General features: G+C 71.3%; 24 protein-coding genes and 1 pseudogene. 2 read left to right on the forward strand and 23 right to left on the reverse strand.

Going from position 1 to position 20,873, the window contains the following annotated elements; all coding sequences use genetic code 11:
- Window positions 1-128: 128 nt before the first annotated feature.
- The 5 genes from ACZ4TV_RS22795 to rpsB all read right to left on the reverse strand — a co-directional run bounded on the left by ACZ4TV_RS22795 (window position 129) and on the right by rpsB (window position 4,643).
- Window positions 129-1,205: a phosphatidate cytidylyltransferase gene (locus tag ACZ4TV_RS22795; RefSeq protein WP_468136583.1), complete on the reverse strand. Its 1,077-nt coding sequence runs from the start codon at window positions 1,203-1,205 to the stop codon at window positions 129-131.
- The gene (frr, locus tag ACZ4TV_RS22800) at window positions 1,205-1,762 is read right to left on the reverse strand and encodes a ribosome recycling factor (protein ID WP_468136584.1); all 558 of its coding nucleotides are present in this window, start codon (window positions 1,760-1,762) and stop codon (window positions 1,205-1,207) included. The genes ACZ4TV_RS22795 and frr overlap by 1 nt, the downstream gene beginning before the upstream one ends.
- Before the next feature lie 85 nt (window positions 1,763-1,847).
- Window positions 1,848-2,627, reverse strand: a complete 780-nt coding sequence (pyrH, locus tag ACZ4TV_RS22805; RefSeq protein ID WP_398665349.1) for a UMP kinase — start codon at window positions 2,625-2,627, stop codon at window positions 1,848-1,850.
- Window positions 2,628-2,789: 162 nt separating this feature from the next.
- Window positions 2,790-3,626, reverse strand: coding sequence for a translation elongation factor Ts (gene tsf, locus ACZ4TV_RS22810; protein ID WP_468136585.1), 837 nt, complete (start codon window positions 3,624-3,626; stop codon window positions 2,790-2,792).
- A gap of 135 nt (window positions 3,627-3,761) precedes the next feature.
- The gene (gene rpsB / locus ACZ4TV_RS22815) at window positions 3,762-4,643 is read right to left on the reverse strand and encodes a 30S ribosomal protein S2 (protein WP_468136586.1); all 882 of its coding nucleotides are present in this window, start codon (window positions 4,641-4,643) and stop codon (window positions 3,762-3,764) included.
- Between the two features lie 250 nt (window positions 4,644-4,893).
- Between rpsB and ACZ4TV_RS22820 the strand changes: the two are divergent.
- Window positions 4,894-5,238 (forward strand): annotated as a pseudogene (locus ACZ4TV_RS22820) (M23 family metallopeptidase); the annotation flags it as partial.
- A gap of 158 nt (window positions 5,239-5,396) precedes the next feature.
- On the opposite strand, the gene ACZ4TV_RS22825 reads toward ACZ4TV_RS22820, so the two are convergent.
- From ACZ4TV_RS22825 to proS, 18 genes are all read right to left on the reverse strand, one after another.
- Window positions 5,397-5,954 carry a TetR/AcrR family transcriptional regulator gene (locus ACZ4TV_RS22825; protein ID WP_468136673.1) on the reverse strand — a complete coding sequence of 186 codons (558 nt, stop codon included), beginning with the start codon at window positions 5,952-5,954 and terminating at the stop codon, window positions 5,397-5,399.
- Window positions 5,955-6,006: 52 nt separating this feature from the next.
- Window positions 6,007-6,843, reverse strand: a complete 837-nt coding sequence (gene whiG, locus ACZ4TV_RS22830; RefSeq protein WP_215145239.1) for an RNA polymerase sigma factor WhiG — start codon at window positions 6,841-6,843, stop codon at window positions 6,007-6,009.
- 209 nt (window positions 6,844-7,052) lie between these two features.
- Entirely contained in the window at window positions 7,053-8,249 is a 1,197-nt protein-coding gene (dprA, locus tag ACZ4TV_RS22835) for a DNA-processing protein DprA (protein ID WP_468136587.1), read from the reverse strand.
- Window positions 8,246-9,877: a YifB family Mg chelatase-like AAA ATPase gene (locus tag ACZ4TV_RS22840; RefSeq protein WP_468136588.1), complete on the reverse strand. Its 1,632-nt coding sequence runs from the start codon at window positions 9,875-9,877 to the stop codon at window positions 8,246-8,248. Before ACZ4TV_RS22840 ends, dprA begins: the two co-directional genes overlap by 4 nt.
- Window positions 9,877-10,248, reverse strand: a complete 372-nt coding sequence (locus tag ACZ4TV_RS22845; RefSeq protein WP_468136589.1) for a YraN family protein — start codon at window positions 10,246-10,248, stop codon at window positions 9,877-9,879. The genes ACZ4TV_RS22840 and ACZ4TV_RS22845 overlap by 1 nt, the downstream gene beginning before the upstream one ends.
- Window positions 10,249-10,357: 109 nt before the next feature.
- Window positions 10,358-10,666: a DUF2469 domain-containing protein gene (locus ACZ4TV_RS22850; RefSeq protein WP_005311352.1), complete on the reverse strand. Its 309-nt coding sequence runs from the start codon at window positions 10,664-10,666 to the stop codon at window positions 10,358-10,360.
- A gap of 55 nt (window positions 10,667-10,721) precedes the next feature.
- On the reverse strand, window positions 10,722-11,237 hold the full coding sequence (locus tag ACZ4TV_RS22855; protein ID WP_468136674.1) for an NUDIX hydrolase: 516 nt from the start codon (window positions 11,235-11,237) through the stop codon (window positions 10,722-10,724).
- 22 nt (window positions 11,238-11,259) lie between these two features.
- Window positions 11,260-12,042: a signal peptidase I gene (gene lepB, locus ACZ4TV_RS22860; RefSeq protein ID WP_468136590.1), complete on the reverse strand. Its 783-nt coding sequence runs from the start codon at window positions 12,040-12,042 to the stop codon at window positions 11,260-11,262.
- Between the two features lie 43 nt (window positions 12,043-12,085).
- Complete coding sequence (lepB, locus tag ACZ4TV_RS22865; protein WP_468136675.1) at window positions 12,086-12,979, reverse strand: signal peptidase I; 894 nt, start codon at window positions 12,977-12,979, stop codon at window positions 12,086-12,088.
- 112 nt (window positions 12,980-13,091) lie between these two features.
- Window positions 13,092-13,961: a signal peptidase I gene (gene lepB, locus ACZ4TV_RS22870; protein ID WP_468136591.1), complete on the reverse strand. Its 870-nt coding sequence runs from the start codon at window positions 13,959-13,961 to the stop codon at window positions 13,092-13,094.
- Entirely contained in the window at window positions 13,954-14,691 is a 738-nt protein-coding gene (gene lepB / locus ACZ4TV_RS22875) for a signal peptidase I (RefSeq protein ID WP_468136592.1), read from the reverse strand. The genes lepB (ACZ4TV_RS22870) and lepB (ACZ4TV_RS22875) overlap by 8 nt, the downstream gene beginning before the upstream one ends.
- A gap of 44 nt (window positions 14,692-14,735) precedes the next feature.
- Window positions 14,736-15,086 (reverse strand): 50S ribosomal protein L19, encoded by a 351-nt coding sequence (rplS, locus tag ACZ4TV_RS22880; RefSeq protein WP_468136594.1) that lies wholly within the window; start codon window positions 15,084-15,086, stop codon window positions 14,736-14,738.
- Between the two features lie 133 nt (window positions 15,087-15,219).
- Entirely contained in the window at window positions 15,220-16,041 is an 822-nt protein-coding gene (gene trmD, locus ACZ4TV_RS22885) for a tRNA (guanosine(37)-N1)-methyltransferase TrmD (protein WP_468136595.1), read from the reverse strand.
- A complete protein-coding gene (gene rimM / locus ACZ4TV_RS22890) occupies window positions 16,041-16,610 on the reverse strand; it encodes a ribosome maturation factor RimM (protein WP_468136596.1) in 570 nt (189 codons plus the stop codon). Before rimM ends, trmD begins: the two co-directional genes overlap by 1 nt.
- A gap of 182 nt (window positions 16,611-16,792) precedes the next feature.
- Window positions 16,793-17,032: an RNA-binding protein gene (locus ACZ4TV_RS22895; RefSeq protein ID WP_007266827.1), complete on the reverse strand. Its 240-nt coding sequence runs from the start codon at window positions 17,030-17,032 to the stop codon at window positions 16,793-16,795.
- Window positions 17,033-17,034: 2 nt separating this feature from the next.
- On the reverse strand, window positions 17,035-17,472 hold the full coding sequence (gene rpsP, locus ACZ4TV_RS22900) for a 30S ribosomal protein S16 (RefSeq protein WP_073776529.1): 438 nt from the start codon (window positions 17,470-17,472) through the stop codon (window positions 17,035-17,037).
- A 302-nt stretch (window positions 17,473-17,774) separates the two neighbouring features.
- Entirely contained in the window at window positions 17,775-18,371 is a 597-nt protein-coding gene (locus ACZ4TV_RS22905; RefSeq protein ID WP_328927878.1) for a hypothetical protein, read from the reverse strand.
- A 208-nt stretch (window positions 18,372-18,579) separates the two neighbouring features.
- Window positions 18,580-19,992, reverse strand: coding sequence for a proline--tRNA ligase (gene proS, locus ACZ4TV_RS22910; RefSeq protein WP_468136597.1), 1,413 nt, complete (start codon window positions 19,990-19,992; stop codon window positions 18,580-18,582).
- 131 nt (window positions 19,993-20,123) lie between these two features.
- Between proS and ACZ4TV_RS22915 the strand changes: the two genes are divergently transcribed.
- On the forward strand, window positions 20,124-20,870 hold the full coding sequence (locus tag ACZ4TV_RS22915; protein ID WP_468136598.1) for a methyltransferase type 11: 747 nt from the start codon (window positions 20,124-20,126) through the stop codon (window positions 20,868-20,870).
- Window positions 20,871-20,873: the final 3 nt, after the last annotated feature.

Consider the following 20,873-nt stretch of genomic DNA (forward strand, 5'->3'; position numbering starts at 1 on the left):
GCGGTACTCCTCAGTACGACGAGGTGGGGGTCACCCCGCGCGTGCAGGGCCGGTCCGCGGCTCGGCCGCGAGACGGAAAGGGCGCGCCACGTGGTCGCGGCGCGCCCTCCAGGATAACCCGAGCCCTGTCAACCGGTTCCGACGAAGGCCACCAGCAGCAGCCAGACCACCGGAGCCGTCGGCAGCAGGGAATCCAGCCGGTCCATGATGCCGCCGTGGCCCGGCAGCAGGGTGCCCATGTCCTTGATGCCCAGGTCCCTCTTGATCATCGACTCGCCCAGGTCGCCCAGGGTGGCGCTGACCGCGACCGCGAGACCGAGCAGCAGGCCCTGCCACCAGGAGCCGCCGTCGATCAGGAACTCCATGCACAGCGCGCCGGCCGCCATCGCGAAGGCCACCGCGCCGAACAGCCCCTCGCGGGTCTTGCCGGGGCTGATGCGCGGCGCGAGCTTGGTCTTGCCGAAGCGCCAGCCGACCGCGTAGGCCCCGGTGTCGCTGACCACGGTCAGGAGCAGGAAGGTGATCACCCGCTCGGGACCGTCGTCGGCGGTGAGCAGCATCGCGACGAAGGTGGCCAGGAAGGGCACGTAGAACGCCGCGAAGGCACCCGCCGTGACGTCCTTGAGGTAGTCCTCGGGCGGCTCGGTCATCCGCCACACCAGGACCGCCAGCACGGTCAGGGCCATGGCGACCCAGGCGCCCTCGGCCCCCCGGACGTATCCGGCGATGACCATGGCCGCGCCGCCGACCGCGAGCGGGACCAGCGGGGCCTTGATGCCCTTCTTCTCCTGGAGCCGGGAGGTGAGCTCCCACAGGCCGACGACCACCGCGACGACGATGACGCCGACGAAGACCGCCTTGACGATCAGCAGCGAGGCGAAGATCACCGCGCCGAGACCGACGCCGACCCCTATGGCGGCGCGCAGGTCCCGCCCGGCGCGCTTCTTCGGCGGCGGGGGCGAGGCGTCCTGCGGCTGCTGGGCATGCGGAGGCGGGGGGCTGGGCATGGGCTCCTGCGGCGGCGTATCGGCGCGGAAGAGGGGGCCACCGTCCACGGCGGCCCCCCGATCGCGTGCTTCCCGGTCGTCGAAGTCACGGCCGGCGGCATCGGGCACGATGGGCATGGGCCGAGTGTGCGGGCCCACCTGTGCATCGTATGCGGGACCCGCCGGAACAGGCTCCGGCTGCCAGGAAGAGTCGTTCATCAGACTTCGAGGAGCTCGGCTTCCTTGTGCTTGAGGAGCTCGTCCACCTGCGCGACGTACTTCGCGGTGGTGTCGTCGAGCTCCTTCTCCGCGCGGCGCACCTCGTCCTCGCCGGCCTCCTTGTCCTTGACGAGCTTGTCAAGGGCGTCCTTCGCCTTGCGGCGGATGGAGCGGATGGAGACCTTGGAGTCCTCGGCCTTGTTCTTGGCGACCTTGATGTACTCCTTGCGGCGGTCCTGCGTCAGCTCGGGGAAGGTCACCCGGATGATGCTGCCATCGTTGCTCGGGTTGACACCGAGGTCGGAGTCCCGGATGGCCTGCTCGATGTTGCGCAGGGCGCTCTTGTCGAACGGGGTCACGATCGCCATGCGCGGCTCGGGCACCGAGAAGGAGGCGAGCTGGTTGATGGGCGTGATGGCGCCGTAGTACTCCGCCACGATCTTGTTGAACATCGCCGGGTGCGCACGGCCGGTGCGAATCGCGGCGAAGTCTTCCTTGGCGACGACGACGGCCTTTTCCATCTTCTCCTCGGCCTCGAGGAGGATCTCTTCGGTCACCACGTGCTCCTGCATGTCTTGAATGGATGGTTCAGGCGGGCGGGGCGGGCGGGGCCGGTCCGGGCTCGGTCCGGCAGCGGACTCCTCAGACCCGGGTTTCCTGGTCGCTGACGAGCGTGCCGATCTTCTCACCCTTGACCGCACGGGCGATATTGCCCTCGGCGAGCAGCTCGAACACGAGGATCGGCAGTTTGTTGTCACGGCAGAGCGTGATCGCGGTGGCGTCGGCGACCTTGAGGTCGCGGGAGAGGACCTCGCTGTACTCCAGCGCGTCGAACTTCACCGCGTCCGGGTTCTTCTTCGGGTCGGAGTCGTACACGCCGTCGACACCGTTCTTGCCCATGAGCAGGGCCTCGGCGTCGATCTCCAGGGCGCGCTGGGCGGCCGTGGTGTCGGTGGAGAAGTAGGGCATGCCCATGCCGGCGCCGAAGATGACGACGCGGCCCTTCTCCAGGTGCCGTACGGCACGCAGCGGGATGTACGGCTCCGCGACCTGGCCCATGGTGATGGCGGTCTGCACGCGGGAGTCGATGCCCTCCTTCTCCAGGAAGTCCTGGAGTGCGAGGCAGTTCATGACGGTGCCGAGCATGCCCATGTAGTCGGACCGGGCCCGGTCCATGCCGCGCTGCTGGAGTTCGGCGCCGCGGAAGAAGTTGCCGCCGCCGATCACGACGGCGATCTCCGCGCCGTCGCGGACCACCGCGGCGATCTCACGCGCGATGGCGTGGACGACGTCGGGGTCGACGCCCAGTCCTCCGCCGCCGGAGAAGGCCTCGCCCGACAGCTTCAGCATGAAGCGGCGGCCCTTCTGGTCCTGGTCGCTCTTGTCGTCGGATGCGGTGTGGGGGTCCACGCCCTGATTCATGGAGATCTCCTCGTGCACATACGAAGAAGGCCATTGCCGGTGGGTCCTTGCGGTTCCCTCTACGGCAATGGCCTCCTCGTCAGATCTGCGGTCGTCCTGCGCGAGCGCGGACGACTGCCTCAGACCCTACCGGGGTCCGGTGTCCGTCGCGTACGGACGGATTCAGATGCCGACCTTGATGCGGCTGAACCGCTTGAGGGTGACACCGGCCTCGTCCAGAACCTTCTGGACGGACTTCTTGTTGTCCAGCGCGTACGGCTGGCCGAGCAGGGTGGCGTCCTTGAAGAAGCCGTTGATGCGACCCTCGACGATCTTCGGGAGGGCGGCCTCGGGCTTGCCCTCCGCGCGGGTGACCTCTTCGGCGATGCGACGCTCGGACTCGACCTTCTCGGCCGGAACGTCTTCCTTGGAGAGCCACTGCGGGGCGAACGCGGCGATGTGCTGCGCGACGCCGCGGGCGACCTCGGCGTTCTCCTTGTCGAGCTCGACGAGGACACCGATCTGGTAGGGCAGGTCGGGCATCGTGCGGTGCATGTACGACGCCACGTAACCGCCGGTGAACTGCGCGAAGCGGTCCAGGACGATCTTCTCGCCGAGGTTGGCGTTGGCCTCGTCGACGAAAGCGGTGACGGTCTTGCCGGGCTCGATCTCGGACGCGAGGAGCGCCTCGATGTCGGCCGGGGAGGTGGCGGCCACGTGGGCGGCCAGCTGGTTGGCGACGGCCAGGAACTTCTCGCCCTTGGCGACGAAGTCGGTCTCGCACTTCAGCTCGACGAGGACACCGGAGGTGTGGTCGTCGGAGATCAGGGAGACGACGGCACCGTTCTCGGCAGAACGGCCCTCGCGCTTGGCGACGCCCTTCTGACCCTTGATACGGAGGGCCTCCTGGGCCTTCTCGACGTCGCCGTCGGCGTCCACGAGTGCGTTCTTGCAGTCCAGCATGCCGGCGCCGGTGAGCTCGCGGAGCTTCTTGACGTCAGCGGCGGTGTAGTTCGCCATGAGTCTGTGATTCTCTCTCGAAGTCGTAGATCTACGGGTGAACGGCGGAGGCGCCGCGCCCAGGGCGCGGCTCCCCCGCCGTCATCGTCCGTGCTGCGAGTGCCCGGCGCGTGAACGCCGGGCGCGCTCAGTGGGTCAGGCCTGCTCGGCGTCGGCGGCCGGGGCCTCGACAGCCTCGGCGGCCGGGGCGGTCTCGGCAGCGGCCTCGACCGGAGCGGCCTCGGCGTCGTCGGCCTTCTTGTCACCCTCGAGCAGGTCGCGCTCCCACTCGGCGAGCGGCTCGGCGGCGGCCTTCTCGCCCGGCTTCGAGTCGCCGGTCGCAGCGCCGGAGCGGGCGATGAGGCCCTCGGCGACGGCGTCGGCGATCACGCGGGTGAGCAGGGTGACGGAACGGATCGCGTCGTCGTTGCCCGGGATCTTGTAGTCGACCTCGTCGGGGTCACAGTTGGTGTCGAGGATCGCGACGACCGGGATGTGGAGCTTGCGCGCCTCACCGACGGCGATGTGCTCCTTCTTGGTGTCGACGATCCAGACGGCGCTGGGGACCTTCGACATCTCGCGGATACCACCGAGGGTCTTCTCCAGCTTGGTCTTCTCGCGGGAGAGGACCAGGAGCTCCTTCTTGGTGAGACCCGAGGCGGCGACGTCCTCGAAGTCGATCGCCTCAAGCTCCTTCAGACGCTGGAGGCGCTTGTAGACGGTGGAGAAGTTGGTGAGCATGCCACCCAGCCAGCGCTGGTTGACGTACGGCATACCAACGCGCGTCGCCTGCTCGGCGATGGCCTCCTGGGCCTGCTTCTTGGTACCGACGAACATGATGGAGCCACCGTGCGCGACGGTCTCCTTCACGAACTCGTAGGCGCGGTCGATGTACGACAGCGACTGCAGCAGGTCGATGATGTAGATGCCGTTGCGCTCCGTGAAGATGAAGCGCTTCATCTTCGGGTTCCAACGGCGGGTCTGGTGACCGAAGTGGACGCCGCTTTCCAGCAGCTCCCGCATCGTGACGACGGCCATGGCCATCTCCTTGGTTTCTCGGTTTGGTTCCTGACGCCCCGACGCGCCCTGCCCCCATGAGGGACCGAGAGACGCTGTCACCTGGCCGTTTCCGGCTGGTGCTGGGGCGTGCGAAGTCGACCCGGTGACCCGGATCGCCACAAGAAGTGTACGGGACCCGGCGGTATGCCGGGTGACGCCGTTGTCCACAGTGCCCGGACTGTCCACAGGACGGCCCACGGCCCCGGGCACGCGCGGGACTCTGTGGGCCATGACGACATTGCTGCTCAGCCTGCTCCTGGCCCTGGCCCAGGCGGCCGTACCCGGGGTCCGCCCGCTGCCCGCGCCGCTGTCGGTGGCCCGGTGGTGGGACCCGCCCCCGACCCCGTACGCGGCGGGGCACCGCGGTGTGGACCTGTCCGCCCCGGTGGGCGCGGAGCTCCGGGCGGTCGCCGCCGGCCGGGTCCACTACGCCGGCCAGGTCGCCGGCCGCGGGGTCCTCTCGCTCGCCCTGCCGAACGGGCTGCGCACGACCTACGAGCCGGTCCGCCCACTGGTCGCGGAGGGCGAGCAGGTCACGGCGGGCCAGGTGGTGGCGGTCCTGACGGCCGGCTCCCACTGCCCGGCACCCTGCCTCCACTGGGGCCTGCTGGCGGGCGAGGTGTACCTGAACCCCCTCACCCTCCTCCCCCGACCCACTCCCCGCCTCCTACCGGGCAACTCCAGCCCCGCCGGCGTTCGAGGCGCGGGGTCGGGGGCCGAGCCCCAGGGAACTCAGCCCCGGACGCCGCGCAGGGCCATGGCCACGGCCGCCTCCGTGATCACGGCCGGATCCTCGGCCGCACCGAGCTCGATCCGCCGCACAGCCGCGTCCACGACCCCCTGCAACAGCATCGCGGCCAGCCTCGGCTCCGCCTGCCCAAGAGAACCCAGCGCCTCGACGATCATCGCCACCAGCCCCCCGTGGGCCGCGCGGATCTTCTCCCGCGCCCCGGCGTCCAGCTCGCTCGCCGAGATGGCCACCACCGCCCGGTGCCGCCGGTCGCCGACCAGCCCCAACTGGCTGCGCACGTAGGCCTCGATCTTCGCCTCGGGTGACTGCGCCTGCTCCATCGCCGCCTCGATCTCGGCGGCCCACACGGGGAAGTCCACCGCGCACAGTTCTTCGACCACGGCCGCGCGGGAGCGGAAGTACTCGTACACGGAGGACCGGGCGAGCCCGGTCCGCTCCGCGAGGGCGGGGAAGGTCAGCGCCTCCGTCCCGCCTTCGGACAGCAGGGAACGCGCGGCGTCCAAGAGGGCGCCGCGCTGCATCGACCGGTGCTCGGCCACGGAGGCCGCTCGAATCCTGGGCACGCATCCACTCTACGGAGGTACCGCAAGCTCACCGCCCCACATCCGCCAACTTCGCACGCAGTTGCAGGACGGACTTGGTGTGGATCTGACTGACCCGGCTCTCGGTGACGCCCAGCACGTTGCCGATCTCGGCCAGCGTGAGGCCCTCGTAGTAGTAGAGGGTCACCACCGTCTTCTCCCGCTCGGGCAGTGTGTTGATGGCCCGCGCCAGCAAGCGCCGCAGTTCGCGGTCCTCCGCCACCTCCACCGGGTTGTCGGCGGCGGTGTCCTCCAGGGTGTCCATCAGCGAGAGGCGGTCGCCGCCCTCCCCGCCGACGTGCAGCAGTTCCTCCAGGGCGACCACGTTCGCCAGGGACAACTGGCTGAAGACGGTGTGGAGATCCTCCACTCCGATCCCCATCTCCCCGGCGACCTCGCTCTCCGTCGGGGTGCGCCGCAGCTGGGCCTCCAGCGTGGCGTAGGCCCGTTCCACGGCCCGCGCCTTCTGCCGGACCGAGCGGGGGATCCAGTCCAGTGCCCGCAGTTCGTCGATCATCGCGCCGCGGATCCGGGTGATCGCGTACGTCTCGAACTTGATCGACCGGTCGATGTCGAACTTCTCGATGGCGTCGATCAGTCCGAAGACCCCGGAGGAGACGAAGTCGGCCTGTTCCACATTGGGCGGCAGCCCCACGCTCACGCGGCCGGCGACGTACTTCACCAGGGGCGAGTAGTGCAGGATCAGCTGCTCCCGAAGCCGCTCGTCACCCGAGTCCTTGTACGAGCGCCACAGCACCTCCAGGGACGAGGGCGCGGTCGACCGCACGCTGCCGCGGGCAGCGGGGGGCACCGCAGCGCGGTCAGACCCTGAGGTGTGCTGGGGCATGCTTCGCCTTTGCCGGAGCCGGATTCCTTGGGAGCGTAGCGTGACGGAAGTGTCGCGGTGCGCGAAGAGTACGGGATGGCGCGGGGGCGCAGGGGCGTCCCGACTCGCACGGGCGACCCGGGACCGGCGCCTCGCGCACGGTCCCGGCGGCTGCCACCGGGAAGACCGCGTCTCTCATCGGTTTCACTCTTTCACCGGAACGCCCCAGGTCAACGACCGCCTCGCCGGGCGACTCCGGTTTGTCTGCCTCCTCCAGCCGTTTCTCTGCTCAACTGCCAGCCGTCGCCCTGCCGTTCGACGAACCCCAGAGAGTGAAGTTCGTACAGTCTGCCGATGACTTCATCGGTGCCGGTGCCGCAGGCAAGTGCCAGATCCGACGCGTCGGCCGGGCGGCCGGCCGGGAGCGCTTCGAGCACGCGGGCGGTGTCCCGGTCGAGCAGGTCCCGGGCGAACACCGGGCCGCGCCGCTCGGGAGCCAGCTCGCCGATGGAGCCGACCAGCTCTGCCACCTCCGCCGCGTCGGTGACGAGCACGGCCTCGCCCCGCAGCAGCTCGTGCACCCCGGCCGAGAGTCCGCTGGTGGCGGGCCCGGGGACGCCCATCGTGAACCGCCCGAGGCGCTGCGCCCGCCGGGCGGTGACCAGGGAACCGCTGCGGTGGGCGGCCTCCACGACGACCGTGCCCCGGGTGAGGGCCGCGATGACCCGGTTGCGCAGGACGAACCGGCTGGGCGTCGGGTGGCTGCCGGGGGGCAGTTCCCCGAGGACCAGTCCCTGGCCGGCGATCCGTCCGAGCAGCCCGGCGTGTCCGCGGGGGTAGGCGACGTCCACCCCGCAGGCGAGCACCGCGGCCGTCGCACCGCCCGAGGCGAGGGCCCCGCGGTGGGCGGCGCCGTCGATCCCGAAGGCGGCGCCGGAGACCACGACCCAGCCCCGCTCCGCGAGGCCCGCGGCCAGCGTCTGGGCCATGTGCGCGCCGTACGGGGTGCAGGCCCGGGCCCCGACCACGGCGACCGAACGCAGCGCCCAAGTACGCAAGTTCGGCCGGCCCCGCAGCCACAGCCCCACGGGCCGTTCGTCTCCGAGGTCGTCGAGCTGGGTCGGCCACTCCGCCGATCCGGGGTATACGAAGCGGCCTCCCGACTCGGCGGCCAGCGCGAGGTCCCGCCGCGGGTCGGCCAGCGCCGCCCGTCTGCGGTACCCGGCGAGCCGCTCCGGCCCCACCCCGGCCGGAGCCGGCCCCGCCCCGCCCGGATCGGGCGACTGCGCCTCCGGGCGGGTCAGCAGCCGTATCAGGCCCGCGGCACCGTGCTCCCGCAGCCACCGCCCGCCGTGCTCGTCCCCGGGCTCCAGCACCCGCGTCAGCGCCGCCCGCGCCAGCAGTTCCTCCTCCCCGGCCCCGGTCACGTCCCGGCCCCCGTCACCGACATCGCCCCGCGGGCGATCCCGGTCCGCAGCTCCAGTGCCACGGCCACGTCCAGCGCCTCGGGCCGGTCCCGCCCCCGCAGGTCGGCCACGGTCCAGGCGACCCGCAGGACCCGGTCCAGCCCGCGCGCGGTGAGCAGCCCCCTTTCCAACTCCCGCTCGGCCTGCGCCAGGGCTCCCGGCCCCGCCTGCCACCGGGTCCTCAACTCCTGTCCCGGCACTTCGGAGTTGAGCCGCCACGGGGTGTCGGCGAGCCGGGCCGCGGCCCGCTCCCGGGCCTCCCGCACCCGGTCGGCGACCACTGCGGTGGATTCCCCCCGGCCGCCCTGTCCGAGCAGGTCGGACCGCGTCACGGGCTCGACCTCCACCCTCAGGTCCACCCGGTCGAGCAACGGCCCCGACAGACGCGCCTGGTAGCGGCGGATCACCGAGGGCGGGCATTCGCACCCGGCCCCGTGCAGCGTGTGACGTCCGCACGGGCATGGATTCGCGGCGAGCACCATCAGGAACCTGGCGGGCAGCCGCACCACTCCGGCGGCGCGGGCGATGACCACGTGCCCCGATTCGAGGGGCTGCCGCAGCGCGTCCAGTGCCCTGCTGTGGAACTCCGCGGCCTCGTCGAGGAAGAGCACGCCGCGGTGCGCCAGGGAGACCGCTCCCGGCCGGGGGATCCCGGTCCCGCCGCCCACCAGGGACTGCATGGTGGCGGAATGGTGCGGCGCGCAGTAGGGCGGCCTGGAGACCAGCGGTTCGCCGGGCGGAAGGATTCCCGCGACCGAGTGGACGGCGGTGACCTCCACGGAATCCTGGCGAGTGAGCGGCGGCAGGATCCAGGGGAGCCGCTCCGCCAGCATCGTCTTGCCCGCGCCGGGAGGTCCGCTGAGGAAGAGGTGGTGCCCTCCGGCGGCCGCCACCTCCAGGGCGCGGCGCGCCGTGTGCTGACCGGCCACGTCGGCGAGGTCGGGGAAGTCCGCGCTGTCCCCGCGGGCGCGGCCCGGGGCGAGGCCGGTGCCCAGCCCGGCCCCCGGGACGAGCAGTCCGGCCAGTATCGGGTCGGGGCGGCCCGGCGGGTCGGGTGGTTCTTCCTCGGGTACCACCCCGTCGGTCAGGACCGCGATCAGCTGGCGCAGGCTGCGCACGCCGAGCACCGAGACGTCCGGCACCAGCGCGGCCTCGGCGGCGCACTGCTGCGGCACCACCACCTGCCGGTATCCGGCCTCCGCCGCGGCGAGGACCGCCGGCAGGATCCCCCGGACCGGACGCACCCGGCCGTCCAGCCCCAGCTCCCCGATCAGGACGAGATCGGCGATCGCCCCCGGGTCGACCACCTCGGCGGCCCCCAGCACCGCCGCCGCGACGGCCAGATCGAATCCGGCGCCGGATTTCGGTACGGAGGCCGGGCTGAGCCCGACCGTGAGCTTCTTCTGCGGCCAGGCCGCCCCCGAATTGACCACGGCCGCACGCACCCGGTCCCGGCTCTCGACCAGGGTCTTGTCCGGCAGGCCCACCAGGGTGAAGGCGGCGACCCCGGGCTCCAGGTCGGCCTGGACCTCGACCACCACGCCGTCGACGCCCACCAGGGCCACCGAACAGGCTCGCGCGAACCCCATCAGGCCACCCCCCTGACGTGTTCCACCAGGGGCGCACCGCGCCGCGGCAGCAGGACTCCGACGAGGTCGATGCGCACCCCGCCCGGGGGTGGTCCGCCGTGGTCGGCGAGCCAGCGCCCGGCGAGCCGGCGTAAGCGCTCGGCCTTCGCGGGCCGCACGGCGGCCATGGGATGCTCGAACTCGCCCTCCCGGCGGGTCTTGACCTCGCACATGACGAGGGCGTCCCCGTCCCGGGCGACGATGTCGATCTCCCCGCTGCGGCACCGCCAGTTCCGCGCGATCACGGTCATCCCGGCCTCGGTCAGCCGCCGCGCCGCGAGCTCCTCGCCGTACCGCCCCAATGCCTGCTGTGCCACGCCCTTCGCGTTCATCCGGCACCACCTCCGGCACCGAGGGTCCCGCGTCCCCGCCCACCGTGTGGATCTTGGTGGACAACCCGGCCGTTGTGGACAACCCCGTCACCCTCCCGGGTGAGGAGGGTCAGCTGCCGGGCAGTTCGAGGTCGCTCTTGTTGAGCTCCTCGATGTTCACGTCCTTGAAGGTCAGCACGCGCACCTGCTTCACGAAGCGGGCCGGCCGGTACATGTCCCAGACCCAGGCGTCGGCCATCGAGACCTCGAAGAACACCTCCCCCTGGACCGAGTGCACCTGCATCTCGTAGTCGTTGGTGAGGTAGAAACGGCGTTCGGTCTCGATCACATACTTGAACAGCCCGACGACGTCGCGGTACTCCCGATAGAGCTTCAGCTCCATCTCGGTCTCGTACTTTTCGAGGTCCTCGGCACTCATGGCATGTTCCCCTTCAGCCGTGCGTCCCCCTATTGTGCGCCAGGCCCCTGCGCCCCTAAACGATTTCCGGGGCCAGGACCACCGGCGCACCCGGAGGACCGTCGTCGAGCAGCGTACGGAGCAGCTCGGCGAGTCTGGTCGGGTACACCGTCTCATGGGCCGCGAGAAGTTCCTCGGAGGTCCACCACCTGGCTCCGGTGACGCTGCGCCGCTCCAGCTCGGTGAGCCCGCCCATCGCGGTCGCGGTCTGGGTGGTACGGGCGAGGAAGTACCACTCGTCCTGCTCCCAGCGCCGCCCGTCGAAGGGGAAGGAGCAGTAGCGGTGCCACAGCACCGGCCCCAGCTCCACCTCTGTGATCCCCGTCTCCTCCGCCAGCTCGCGCAGTGCCGCCTGCTCCCGGCTCTCCGTCCCCTCCAGTCCGCCGCCCGGGGTGAACCACCAGTCGTCCGAGGGGTCGGCCGGCTCGAAGCCGTGCAGCAGCAGGATCCGGTCCGCCGGATCCAGCAGGATCACCCGCGAAACCTGCCGGTGACCGGGGCCGGGGACCTGGCCGTCGCCGGGGCCGCACACATGGCCGTGGCCCTCGGCCGGGTCAGCGGACACCGGCCCGCTCCCGCCGCCGCCCGCGACCCAGGACCCGTACGAGAGGCCCGTACGCGGCCCCCAGCACGACGAGGGCCGCCCCGGCCACGACCGCCACGGCCTGGAGCCGCAGCGGCCCGGGCCGCGAGATTCCGCCGGGCAGGGCGGCGTACGTCCCCGGCCGCTCCAGCATCGTCACGGAGGGCCAGACCACGGCGTCGACGCGGGCGGTGACGGCCGCCCGGGGCACGGTCCCCTGCCCGGCCTCCCGGAGGTGCGCCCGGGAGTCCAGCGAGGCCGCCCGCCGGTCGCCCAGCAGGAAGAGGTTCCCCTCGGGGACCGTCACCTCGAAGGGGGTCCCGGGGGCCGGGGCCTGTCCCGGCGGCATGGCCAGACCGGGATCGGGCCCGGTGGTGTCGGCGTACGGCTCGTCCAGCGGGGTGCCGTTCACGGTCAGCTCGCCGCCCGCGCCGCAGCACTTCACGGTGTCGCCGCCGACGCCGACGACCCGCTTGACCATGGGCGAATCGCTCCACATGGAATCAGTAAAGATGACCACGTCCCCGCGGCGCACCTCCCCGCCCCCGACGCGCTGCGCCAGCAGCCGGTCCCCGGGCCGCACCGTCGGCATCATGGAGTCGGTCGGCACCGTGTAGGGCTGGTAAACGAGAGCCCCCCACACGAAGCCGCCGAGGAAAAGGGCGAAGCCGATGGCCACGGCGAGTCCCGACAGCACGTTGCCGAGACCGCCGTGGCCGTCCTTGCCACTGCGTATCGCTTGTGTTCCGCCCATTCCAGCGCCCCCACACCTCGGGATCGTCGACCTGGGCGGCACCCTACCCGGCGGTACGACCGCTGGTCAGCTTCCGGCGGCGCCACATGACGAGCGGCACCGCGCCCGCGAGCCCCAGCGCGGCCGGGCCCAGCCCGACCGGCGCCAGCCCGGAGGCCCCGAGGCCGAGCGCGGTCGCCGCGGCCTGGTTGCCGATGCCCGGCTGGTCGAAGGTGTCCGGGATCGGCAGGGTGGACCAACGGGTGACCGGCCACGCGACCACGACGGCCCGCCCGACGACCTTGTCCACCGGCACGAAGCCCTGGGTGGAGTCCTGCATGTGGTAGCGGGAGTCCTGGGAGTTCTGCCGGTGGTCGCCCATCACCCAGATCTTGCCCTTGGGCACGGTGAGCGGCCCGAAGGGGGCGTCGTCGCAGGCGGTGTTGCCGGGGAAGATGTACGGCTCGTCCAGCGCCTTGCCGTTGACGACGACCGGCCCGCCCTTCTTGCACTCGACCGTGTCCCCGCCGATGGCGATGGTCCGCTTGATCAGGTCCTTCTCCGACGGCATCAGGCCGATCCAGTTGAGGGCCTTCTGCGCGAAGTTCAGTTCGGGGGTGGGCTGCCCCGAGAGCCAGTCCGCGGGGTCGTGGAAGACCACGACCTCGCCGCGCTCCGGCTCGGAGCCGAACCACGGGGTGAGCTTGTCCACCAGGACCCGGTCCCCGCGCTGGAGGGTGTTCTGCATCGAGTCGGACGGGATCGAGAACGCCTGGAGCAGGAATGTCTTGATCAGCAGGGACAACAGCAGGGCGATGCCGATGAGGAGCGGAAGCTCCTTCCAGAACGAACGGTGCGGGCGCGCCGCGGTACCGCCGTCCTCGTCGGCCTCGCGCTCGACGGCATCGTCCGGCCGCTCCTCGCCTTCGTCGCGTCCGGATCGTGCGCCTACCGCCACATCCCCCACATCCACTCCTCACTCGCGATCGCCGCCCGCGTCGGATCGGACACGGGCCCTCCCCTCCCCTAACGAGCGGGAGTTCCCTAAGGCGCGGGAGACCCAGGACACACTATGCGAACGGCGTGCCCCGACGGCGCCGACGAGGCCCGCGTGCCTCGCGACGCGCCTGATCGGGCACCATCCGGAAGGTCGCGGGCGTGTCGAGCCTGGTCCAGTGGCCGAAGGGCCAGGCGATCACGACGGCCTCCCCCACGACCCCGGTCTCGGCGATGGTGCCCTGGAAGGCCTCGTCGAGGTGGTAGCGGGAGTCGGCCGAATTCGCCCGGTGGTCGCCCATCACGAAGAGCCGGCCCGCCGGCACCTCCACCTCGAAGGGGATCTCCGAGGGGGCGTTGCCCGGGCTCACGTACGGCTCGTCGAGCGGCGAGCCGTTGACGCTGACCCGGCCCCTGCTGTCGCAGCACTTCACCGTGTCGCCGCCGACGCCGATGACGCGCTTGATCAGGTCCTGTTCGTCGGCCGAGGGCAGCAGGCCGATGAAGGTCAGGGTCTGCTTGATCTGCTTGACCCCGATCGGGTCCGGGGCCGGCCGGGCCACCTCGCCCGTGAGCCAGCCGCCGGGGTCCTTGAAGACGACGACGTCGCCGCGCTCGACCTTGGAGCCGAACCAGGGGGTCAGCTTGTCCACGAGGACCCGGTCGCCGATCCGGATGGTCTGCTCCATCGAGCCCGACGGGATGAAGAAGGCCTGGACCAGGAAGGTCTTGAGGAGCAGGGCTATGCACAGCGCCACCACCACCAGCAGCGGCAGTTCGCCCGCCCGGCGCGTGCGACGGCGCCGCCGCACCTTGCGCGCCAGCCGGCGCCGTTCGGCCCGGCCGCCCTCCACCACCGCGACCGGCTCCGCCACCGCGACGGGTTCCGGCTCCGGTTCGGGCTCCCGCTCCCGTCCGCCCCGCGGCCGACCCCGGCTACCCATGGCCGCCGCCGACGGAGCCCCAGCGCGAGACCGGCCAGCCGATCCAGTCGGCCCGCCCGATCACCATCTCCACCGGCACCATCCCCCCGCCCGGTTCCCCCAGGTGGTCCCGCGAGTCCCGGGACTGGGAACGATGATCGCCCATCACCCACAGGGTCCCCAGGGGTACGACGATCCGGAAGGGCACCGTCGAGGGGGCGTCGCCGGGATACAGGTACGGCTCGTCCAGCGGTACGCCGTTGACCGCGACCCGTCCGCCGGCGTCGCAGCACACCACGTCGTCACCGCCGACGCCCACGACCCGCTTCACGAAGTCGGTGTCGGACGGCTCCGCGAGCCCGAGCGCCGAGGCCGCGCCGTGCAGCAGCCCGCCGACCGGGTTGCCGTCGGGGCGTTCCCGTACGAAGGAGCCCGTGCCGTCGAAGACCACCAGGTCCCCGCGGCGCGGCTGGTCGCCGAATCGGTACGCCAGCTTGTTGACCAGGACCCGGTCCCCGACCTGGAGCGTCGGCTCCATGGAGCGGCTCGGGATGAGGAAGGGCTGGATCACGAAATTGCTGAACAGCAGCAGGAAGACGGTGCAGATCACACCGAGCGCTCCGGCCCTGCGCCAGGTCAGCGGTCGCCCGGAGGCGGGCCGGCCGGTCCGGGGGAACACAAAACGCGGCCGCCCTTCCCCCTTGCCGGGGGAAGAGTGGCCGCGCTGCGTGTGAGGTGCTTCGGTGTCCATCGGGGGCGAGCCTATCCGGCCGCCCCCGGACCCCGGAGGCGACCTTACTTGTCGCGCTTCTCCTTGATCTTCGCGGCCTTGCCGCGGAGCTCACGGAGGTAGTACAGCTTGGCGCGGCGCACGTCACCACGGGTGACGAGCTCGATCTTCTCGAAGATCGGGGAGTGGACCGGGAAGGTACGCTCCACGCCGACGCTGAAGGAGACCTTGCGAACGGTGAAGGTCTCGGAGACGCCGGCGCCCTGGCGGCGGATGACGACACCCTTGAACTGCTGGATACGGGAGCGGTTGCCCTCGATCACGCGGACGTGCACGTTGATCGTGTCACCCGGGCGGAAGGCCGGGACGTCCGAGCGGAGCGCGGCGGCGTTGATGCCATCGAGCAGGTGAGACATGTTGTTCGTCTGCTTTCTTCGCACGACGCCACAGGTCGCCGGTGCGGGTTTCCGTAGAGAATTCGGGAGCCGTGACACTCGGCGGACGACGGTCCCCCTGTGGCAGGGGCGCCCGCGAGCACACAGCAGCCGCCTATTCTTCCACGGCCTGCGGCCTGCGCCAAAATCGGCCGTCCTCGGACGGTTTCCAGCCCAGGAGGGAGAGGATCTCCCGGTCCTTCTTGTCGAAGGCGGAGGCCTCGCAGCGCTCGATGAGGTCGGGACGGTGCTGCGCGGTCCGCCGGAAGGCCTCGTCCCGGCGCCAGCGGGCGATCTTCCCGTGGTGGCCGCTGAGCAGGACCTCGGGGATGTCCCGGCCGCGCCACACGGGGGGCTTGGTGTAGACGGGCCCCTCCAGCAGGTTCGCCATCTCGCCGGGCGCGAAGGAGTCGTCGCGGTGCGATTCGGCGTTGCCGAGCACCCCGGGCAGCAGTCGGGCCACGGCCTCGGTGACGACCAGGACGGCCGCCTCGCCGCCCGCCAGGACGTAGTCGCCGATGGAGACCTCGTACACCGGCATGCGCGTGGCGTACTCGTCCATGACCCGGCGGTCGATGCCCTCGTAGCGGGCCGGCGTGAAGATCAGCCAGGGCCGCTCGGAGAGCTCGACGGCCAGTTCCTGGGTGAAGGGGCGGCCGCTGGGGGTGGGGACGACCATGACGGGGCCGTGCGCGCCCGCCTCGTAGCCGTCGGCCAGCGCCGCGTCCAGGGCTTCGCCCCACGGCTCGGTCTTCATGACCATGCCGGGACCGCCGCCGTACGGGGTGTCGTCGACCGTGTTGTGCCGGTCGTACGTCCAGTCCCGCAGGTCGTGGACGTGCACGTCGAGCTGCCCGCGGGCGCGCGCCTTGCCGACGAGCGAGACGTTCAGCGGCTCCAGGTACTCGGGGAAGATCGTGACGACGTCGAGACGCATCAGGCTTCTTCCCCGGAGCCCTTGGCGTCCTCGTCACGGGCCGAGTCGATGATCGCCTCGCGCTCGTCGATCAGCCCGGGCGGCGGGGTGATGACGCAGCGCTGCTCCTCCAGGTCGATCTCGGCGACGATCTCCTCGACGAAGGGGATCATCACCTCGGAGCCGTCCGGCCGCTCGACGATGAAGAGGTCCTGCGAGGGCAGGTGGGAGATCTCGGTGATCCGGCCGATCTCGGTGCCGTCGGCGAGGACCACGTCCAAGTCCATCAGCTGGTGGTCGTAGTACTCGTCGGGCTCCTCCGGCAGCTCCGTCGGGTCCACGTCCGCGATCAGCAGGATGTTGCGCAGCGCCTCGGCGGCGGTGCGGTCCTTGACGCCCGCGAAGCGCAGGAGCAGCCTCCCGCTGTGCACCCGGCCCGTCTCGATGGTCAGCGGTCCCGCCGACGCCGGTTCGGTCCGCAGTACGGCACCGGGGCTGAGCCGCAGCTCCGGCTCGTCCGTCCGCACCTCGACGGTGACCTCACCCTTGATCCCGTGGGCGCGGCCGATCCGCGCGACTACCAGCTCCACTGTGTGTCTCGCCCCTTTTTGCGGCTAAACCGCCGCCGCTCTCGCGGAGGTGGTTCCTCTCCGTCGTGGTTTCTCAATCAATGGTTGCGCTTGCCCGTGGGCACAAACGACTCGGGCCGGGGCGGGCGACCAACGCCCTCCCCGGCCCGTGCCGGTGAATCACTCTTGCAATGGACGCAGTTTCAGCGGACCTGGTCCACGTCGACGAGGTCGACGCGGATCCCCCGGCCGCCGATGGCGCCCACGACGGTACGCAGAGCACGTGCGGTGCGGCCGTTGCGGCCGATCACCTTGCCGAGGTCGTCGGGGTGGACCCGGACCTCGAGCACCTGCCCGCGGCGCAGGTTGCGCGAGGCGACCTGCACATCGTCGGGGTTGTCCACAATGCCCTTTACGAGGTGCTCAAGAGCCTCCTCGAGCATGCTCAGGCCTCGGTCGACTCGGCGGCGGCCTCAGCCTCGTCCGCCTTCTTGTCGGCCTTCTTCTTCTGCGTGATGGCCTCGCCCTTGCCCTCGCCGATGCCCTCGAGGGCCTTGGCGAACTCGTCGAAGGAGCGACGCTTGCTCTCCTTCGTCTCCGGCTGCAGGAGCGGCGCGGGGGCGGGGAGACCCTTGTGGGCCTGCCAGTCACCGGTCAGCTTCAGGATGGCGAGCACAGCCTCGGTGGGCTGGGCGCCGACGGACAGCCAGTACTGCGCACGCTCGGCGTTGACCTCGATGCGCGACGGGTTGTAGGTCGGGTGGTAGATACCGATCTCCTCGATCGCGCGACCATCCCGGCGGGTGCGGGCGTCGGCGACGACGATGCGGTAGTGCGGCTGGCGAATCTTGCCGAGGCGCTTGAGCTTGATCTTGACTGCCACTGGAGTGGTGTCTCCTGAACTTGACGTGGTTGGGCACATGAGATGCCACGTGGGGTTGCGGTACTCGGGTGCCCGATGGACGCGTCAGCCGGAGGAGAGAGGGGTCCTATGCGACTGTCGAGTACAGCTAGCCATTGTGCCATACGCCAGCGGCGCGCTCAGCCGGGCGGGGAGGTCCGTCCGAGGTCCGTCTACCTGAGGCCGGGCCCGTGTCCCCACGTCCCCCGTCGCCCGCGTGGGCGCGGCCGGCCACGCTCATGGCTGCGCCCGGGCGCGGCCCGTCGCCGCCGGGGGTGGGCGGGTCAGGAAGCCGCCGCGATGGCCACCTCGGGGATGCGGAAGGGCTTCATGCAGCCTCCGCACACGATGGGCGCCTGGGCGAGCACGGAGGGGACGACCCGCACGTTGCGCCCGCAGTCACAGACCGCCTTGACGCGTACGCCGCCGCCGGAGGAGCCGTGCCGGGCGGCCGGTCCGCGGAAGCTGCGCTTGGTGTCGGCGGCCGTGGCGGCCGTGTGCGCCTTCAGGGCGCGCTGCAGTCGCTCCATGGTGGGGCGGTAGCGCCGCTTCGCCTCCGGATTGAGCGTGACCAGTGAGAAGCCGCTGCTGGCGTGCGGCTCTTCGGAGTGGTCCAGCCCCATCTCCTCGGCGATCGCGAGGAATCTGCGGTTGTGGTAACGGCCGGCACGCGAGGTGTCGCGGACCCCGCGGGCGGCCGCGATGCCGTGGACTGCCTCGTGCAGCAGTCGCTCGAAGGAGAGCTCGGCGCCGCAGGCGGACGAGGACTCTCCGATCAGGGACTCGGGCGCGGCAAGGTCAGGCAGCTCGGGGTGGTACCGCTGAATGTCGGCCCACGCCTGCGCCAGCTCTGCGGCGAGAACAGGTGGTGTCGTGCTCACGTCGTGACAACGAGCCGAGGTGCCCGGGTGTTCCGATTCCGGGCCATTCCAAATTTTTTGCACGTACCAGTCAGTTCAGTCTCATGCGTCCTGACGAGGACGGGTGCGCCGATCTCAGGAGGAGTCGGTACGTAACGACGACTGACACACATCAGCCCCGGCGCGCGGCACGAGCCGCACGCCGGGGCACAGGAGCCGACCGGCTCGATCAGTACGAGCGCGCGACGATCGCGAGGGTACCGGGGGCGTCGTCCGCCTCGGGGACCGAACCGTCCTCGGCGATCAGGCAACGCACGGAGACGGCCTGCTCGGCCAGCTTCGCCTCGCCCTCCGGGCCGAGGTCCGCCCACGGGATCCGCGCCCAGCCACCGGCGACGGCGGCCTCGGCGGCCTCCTCGATGGTCGAGACGTCGGACGTACGGGCCTCACGGCGCTCGCGGGACTCGCGCAGCAGCTGCGCCTGGTCCTCGTCCAGCACCTTGGGCAGCAGGTCGGCGAGCGCGTCGATCTGCACCGGGGTCTTCCCGCCCGGGATCCGGCGGGCCAGCATCGCGGTGCCGGCCTCCAGGTCGCGGGGGCCGATCTCGATGCGGACCGGTACGCCCTTGAGCTCCCAGTCCACGGCGCGGCGGCCGAAGGGGGTGTCGACGCGGTCGTCGACCTGCACGCGGATGCCGGCGGCCTTGAGCTGGGCGCCGAGCTCGCGCACCTTCGCGACGGCCTCGTCACCCTTGATCGCCATGACGACGACCTGGACGTGCGCGAGGCGCGGCGGGACCCGCAGGCCGTTGTCGTCGCCGTGGGACATGATCAGGCCGCCGACCATGCGGGTCGAGACGCCCCACGAGGTCTGCCAGACCAGCTCCTGCTTGCCTTCCTTGGACAGGTACTGGGTGTTGAAGGCCTTGGCGAAGTTGGTGCCGAGCTCGTGGCTCGTGCCCAACTGCAGGGCCTTGCCGTCGCCCATCATGCCCTCGAGGGTCAGGGTGTTGATGGCGCCGGCGAAGCGCTCCTTGGCGGTCTTGCGCCCGAGCACGACGTCGATGCCGAGCACGTTCGTCATGAAGTCGCCGTACACGTCGCGGTGGATCCGGGCGGCGTAGTCGCGGGCGTCCTCGTAGGTGGCGTGGGCCGTGTGGCCCTCCTGCCAGAGGAACTCGCTCGTACGGAGGAACACGCGCGGGCGCATTTCCCAGCGGACCACGTTGGCCCACTGGTTGATCAGCAGCGGCAGGTCGCGGTAGCTCTGGACCCACTTGGAGAAGTAGTCGTTGATGATCGTCTCGGACGTGGGCCGGACGACGACCGGCTCTTCCAGCTCCTTGCCGCCGCCGTGCGTGACGACCGCGAGCTCGGGGGCGAAGCCCTCGACGTGCTCGGCTTCCCTCGTCAGGTACGACTGCGGGATGAACAGCGGGAAGTACGCGTTCTGGGCGCCCGCGTCCTTGATGCGCGCGTCCATCTCCTGCTGCATCCGCTCCCACAGGCCGTAGCCGTACGGTCGGATGACCATGGTGCCGCGGACCGGACCATTGTCGGCCAGCTCGGCCTTGTTGATCAGATCCTGGTACCAGCGGGGGAAATCCTCCGCCTGCGGGGTGAGAACGGGTGCCTTTGCCATGCCGCGAATCGTACGGCGCCGGGCACGCGATGCGTGAATCGGGTGGCGCGCTCCTCTGGACGCGGGGGCGAATGGGGAGTTCTCTGGCAACGGGGGCAAGGGGGCGACATGGAATCAGGAGCGCTCTTTCGATGACACCGACGCCGACGGCGACGCTCGTCGCCCGGGACTGGGCTGAGATCCAGGAACGGATGCTGGTACCGCTGTACGAGGCCGTTTACGACCGGCTGGAGGTCGGCCCGGGTGACCGGCTGCTCGGCCTCGGCTGCGGGGCCGGCCTGCCGCTGCTGCTGGCGGCCGGGCGGGGAGCCGTGGCCACGGGCGTGGAGGCGGATCCGGCCCGGCGGGCGCTGGCCCGTGAGCGGCTGCTGGAGGTGCTGGCGGCTCCGCCGGCGCCACCGCCGGCGTCCTGCCCGTACGACGCCCTGCTGGCCTTCTCGCCGGACCCGGCGGTCCTTTCCTCGGCCGTGCCCGCGGTCCGGCGCGGCGGGACCGTTGTGCTGGCCGACTGGGGTCCGGCGGAGCGCTGCACCGTGCCCGCGGTGCTGGGCGGCGGGCCCTCGCCCCGGGACCTGGACGCGCTCGTCGAGCGGGCGGGGCTGCGGCCGGACGGGTCGGGCCGGGTGTTCTGCCCGTTCGGATACGCGGACGTGGACAGCGCGGTACGCGGACTGCTGTCGACCGGGCTCTACCCCGTCGCGGGCACCGGCCCCTCGGGGGCGGCGGACGCCGCGCCCTGCGGGATGGCCGATCAGGCGCTGGCCGACCAGGCGCTGGCGGAGAAGGAGCTGGCCGAGGCGCTTCACCCGTTCGAGCGGTCCGACGGCGCCGTGTGGCTGCCGAACATCTTCCGGTACGTGATCGCCCGGGTGGCCTGACGG

This window comes from Streptomyces sp. NPDC028910 (assembly GCF_055564955.1).

Bases quoted from the DNA above. Each gene is read 5' to 3' on its own strand.
- pyrH (WP_398665349.1), bottom strand. From the start codon at position 2,627: ATGAATCAGGGCGTGGACCCCCACACCGCATCCGACGACAAGAGCGAC.
- lepB (WP_468136591.1), bottom strand. From the start codon at position 13,961: ATGGGTAGCCGGGGTCGGCCGCGGGGCGGACGGGAGCGGGAGCCCGAA.
- ACZ4TV_RS22850 (WP_005311352.1), bottom strand. From the start codon at position 10,666: ATGAGTGCCGAGGACCTCGAAAAGTACGAGACCGAGATGGAGCTGAAG.
- ACZ4TV_RS22845 (WP_468136589.1), bottom strand. From the start codon at position 10,248: ATGAACGCGAAGGGCGTGGCACAGCAGGCATTGGGGCGGTACGGCGAG.
- rplS (WP_468136594.1), bottom strand. From the start codon at position 15,086: ATGTCTCACCTGCTCGATGGCATCAACGCCGCCGCGCTCCGCTCGGAC.
- ACZ4TV_RS22895 (WP_007266827.1), bottom strand. From the start codon at position 17,032: ATGCTCGAGGAGGCTCTTGAGCACCTCGTAAAGGGCATTGTGGACAAC.
- ACZ4TV_RS22915 (WP_468136598.1), top strand. From the start codon at position 20,124: ATGACACCGACGCCGACGGCGACGCTCGTCGCCCGGGACTGGGCTGAG.
- lepB (WP_468136592.1), bottom strand. From the start codon at position 14,691: ATGGACACCGAAGCACCTCACACGCAGCGCGGCCACTCTTCCCCCGGC.
- ACZ4TV_RS22795 (WP_468136583.1), bottom strand. From the start codon at position 1,205: ATGAACGACTCTTCCTGGCAGCCGGAGCCTGTTCCGGCGGGTCCCGCA.
- whiG (WP_215145239.1), bottom strand. From the start codon at position 6,843: ATGCCCCAGCACACCTCAGGGTCTGACCGCGCTGCGGTGCCCCCCGCT.
- proS (WP_468136597.1), bottom strand. From the start codon at position 19,992: ATGGCAAAGGCACCCGTTCTCACCCCGCAGGCGGAGGATTTCCCCCGC.
- lepB (WP_468136590.1), bottom strand. From the start codon at position 12,042: ATGGGCGGAACACAAGCGATACGCAGTGGCAAGGACGGCCACGGCGGT.
- trmD (WP_468136595.1), bottom strand. From the start codon at position 16,041: ATGCGTCTCGACGTCGTCACGATCTTCCCCGAGTACCTGGAGCCGCTG.
- rpsB (WP_468136586.1), bottom strand. From the start codon at position 4,643: ATGGCCGTCGTCACGATGCGGGAGCTGCTGGAAAGCGGCGTCCACTTC.
- ACZ4TV_RS22840 (WP_468136588.1), bottom strand. From the start codon at position 9,877: ATGGGGTTCGCGCGAGCCTGTTCGGTGGCCCTGGTGGGCGTCGACGGC.
- tsf (WP_468136585.1), bottom strand. From the start codon at position 3,626: ATGGCGAACTACACCGCCGCTGACGTCAAGAAGCTCCGCGAGCTCACC.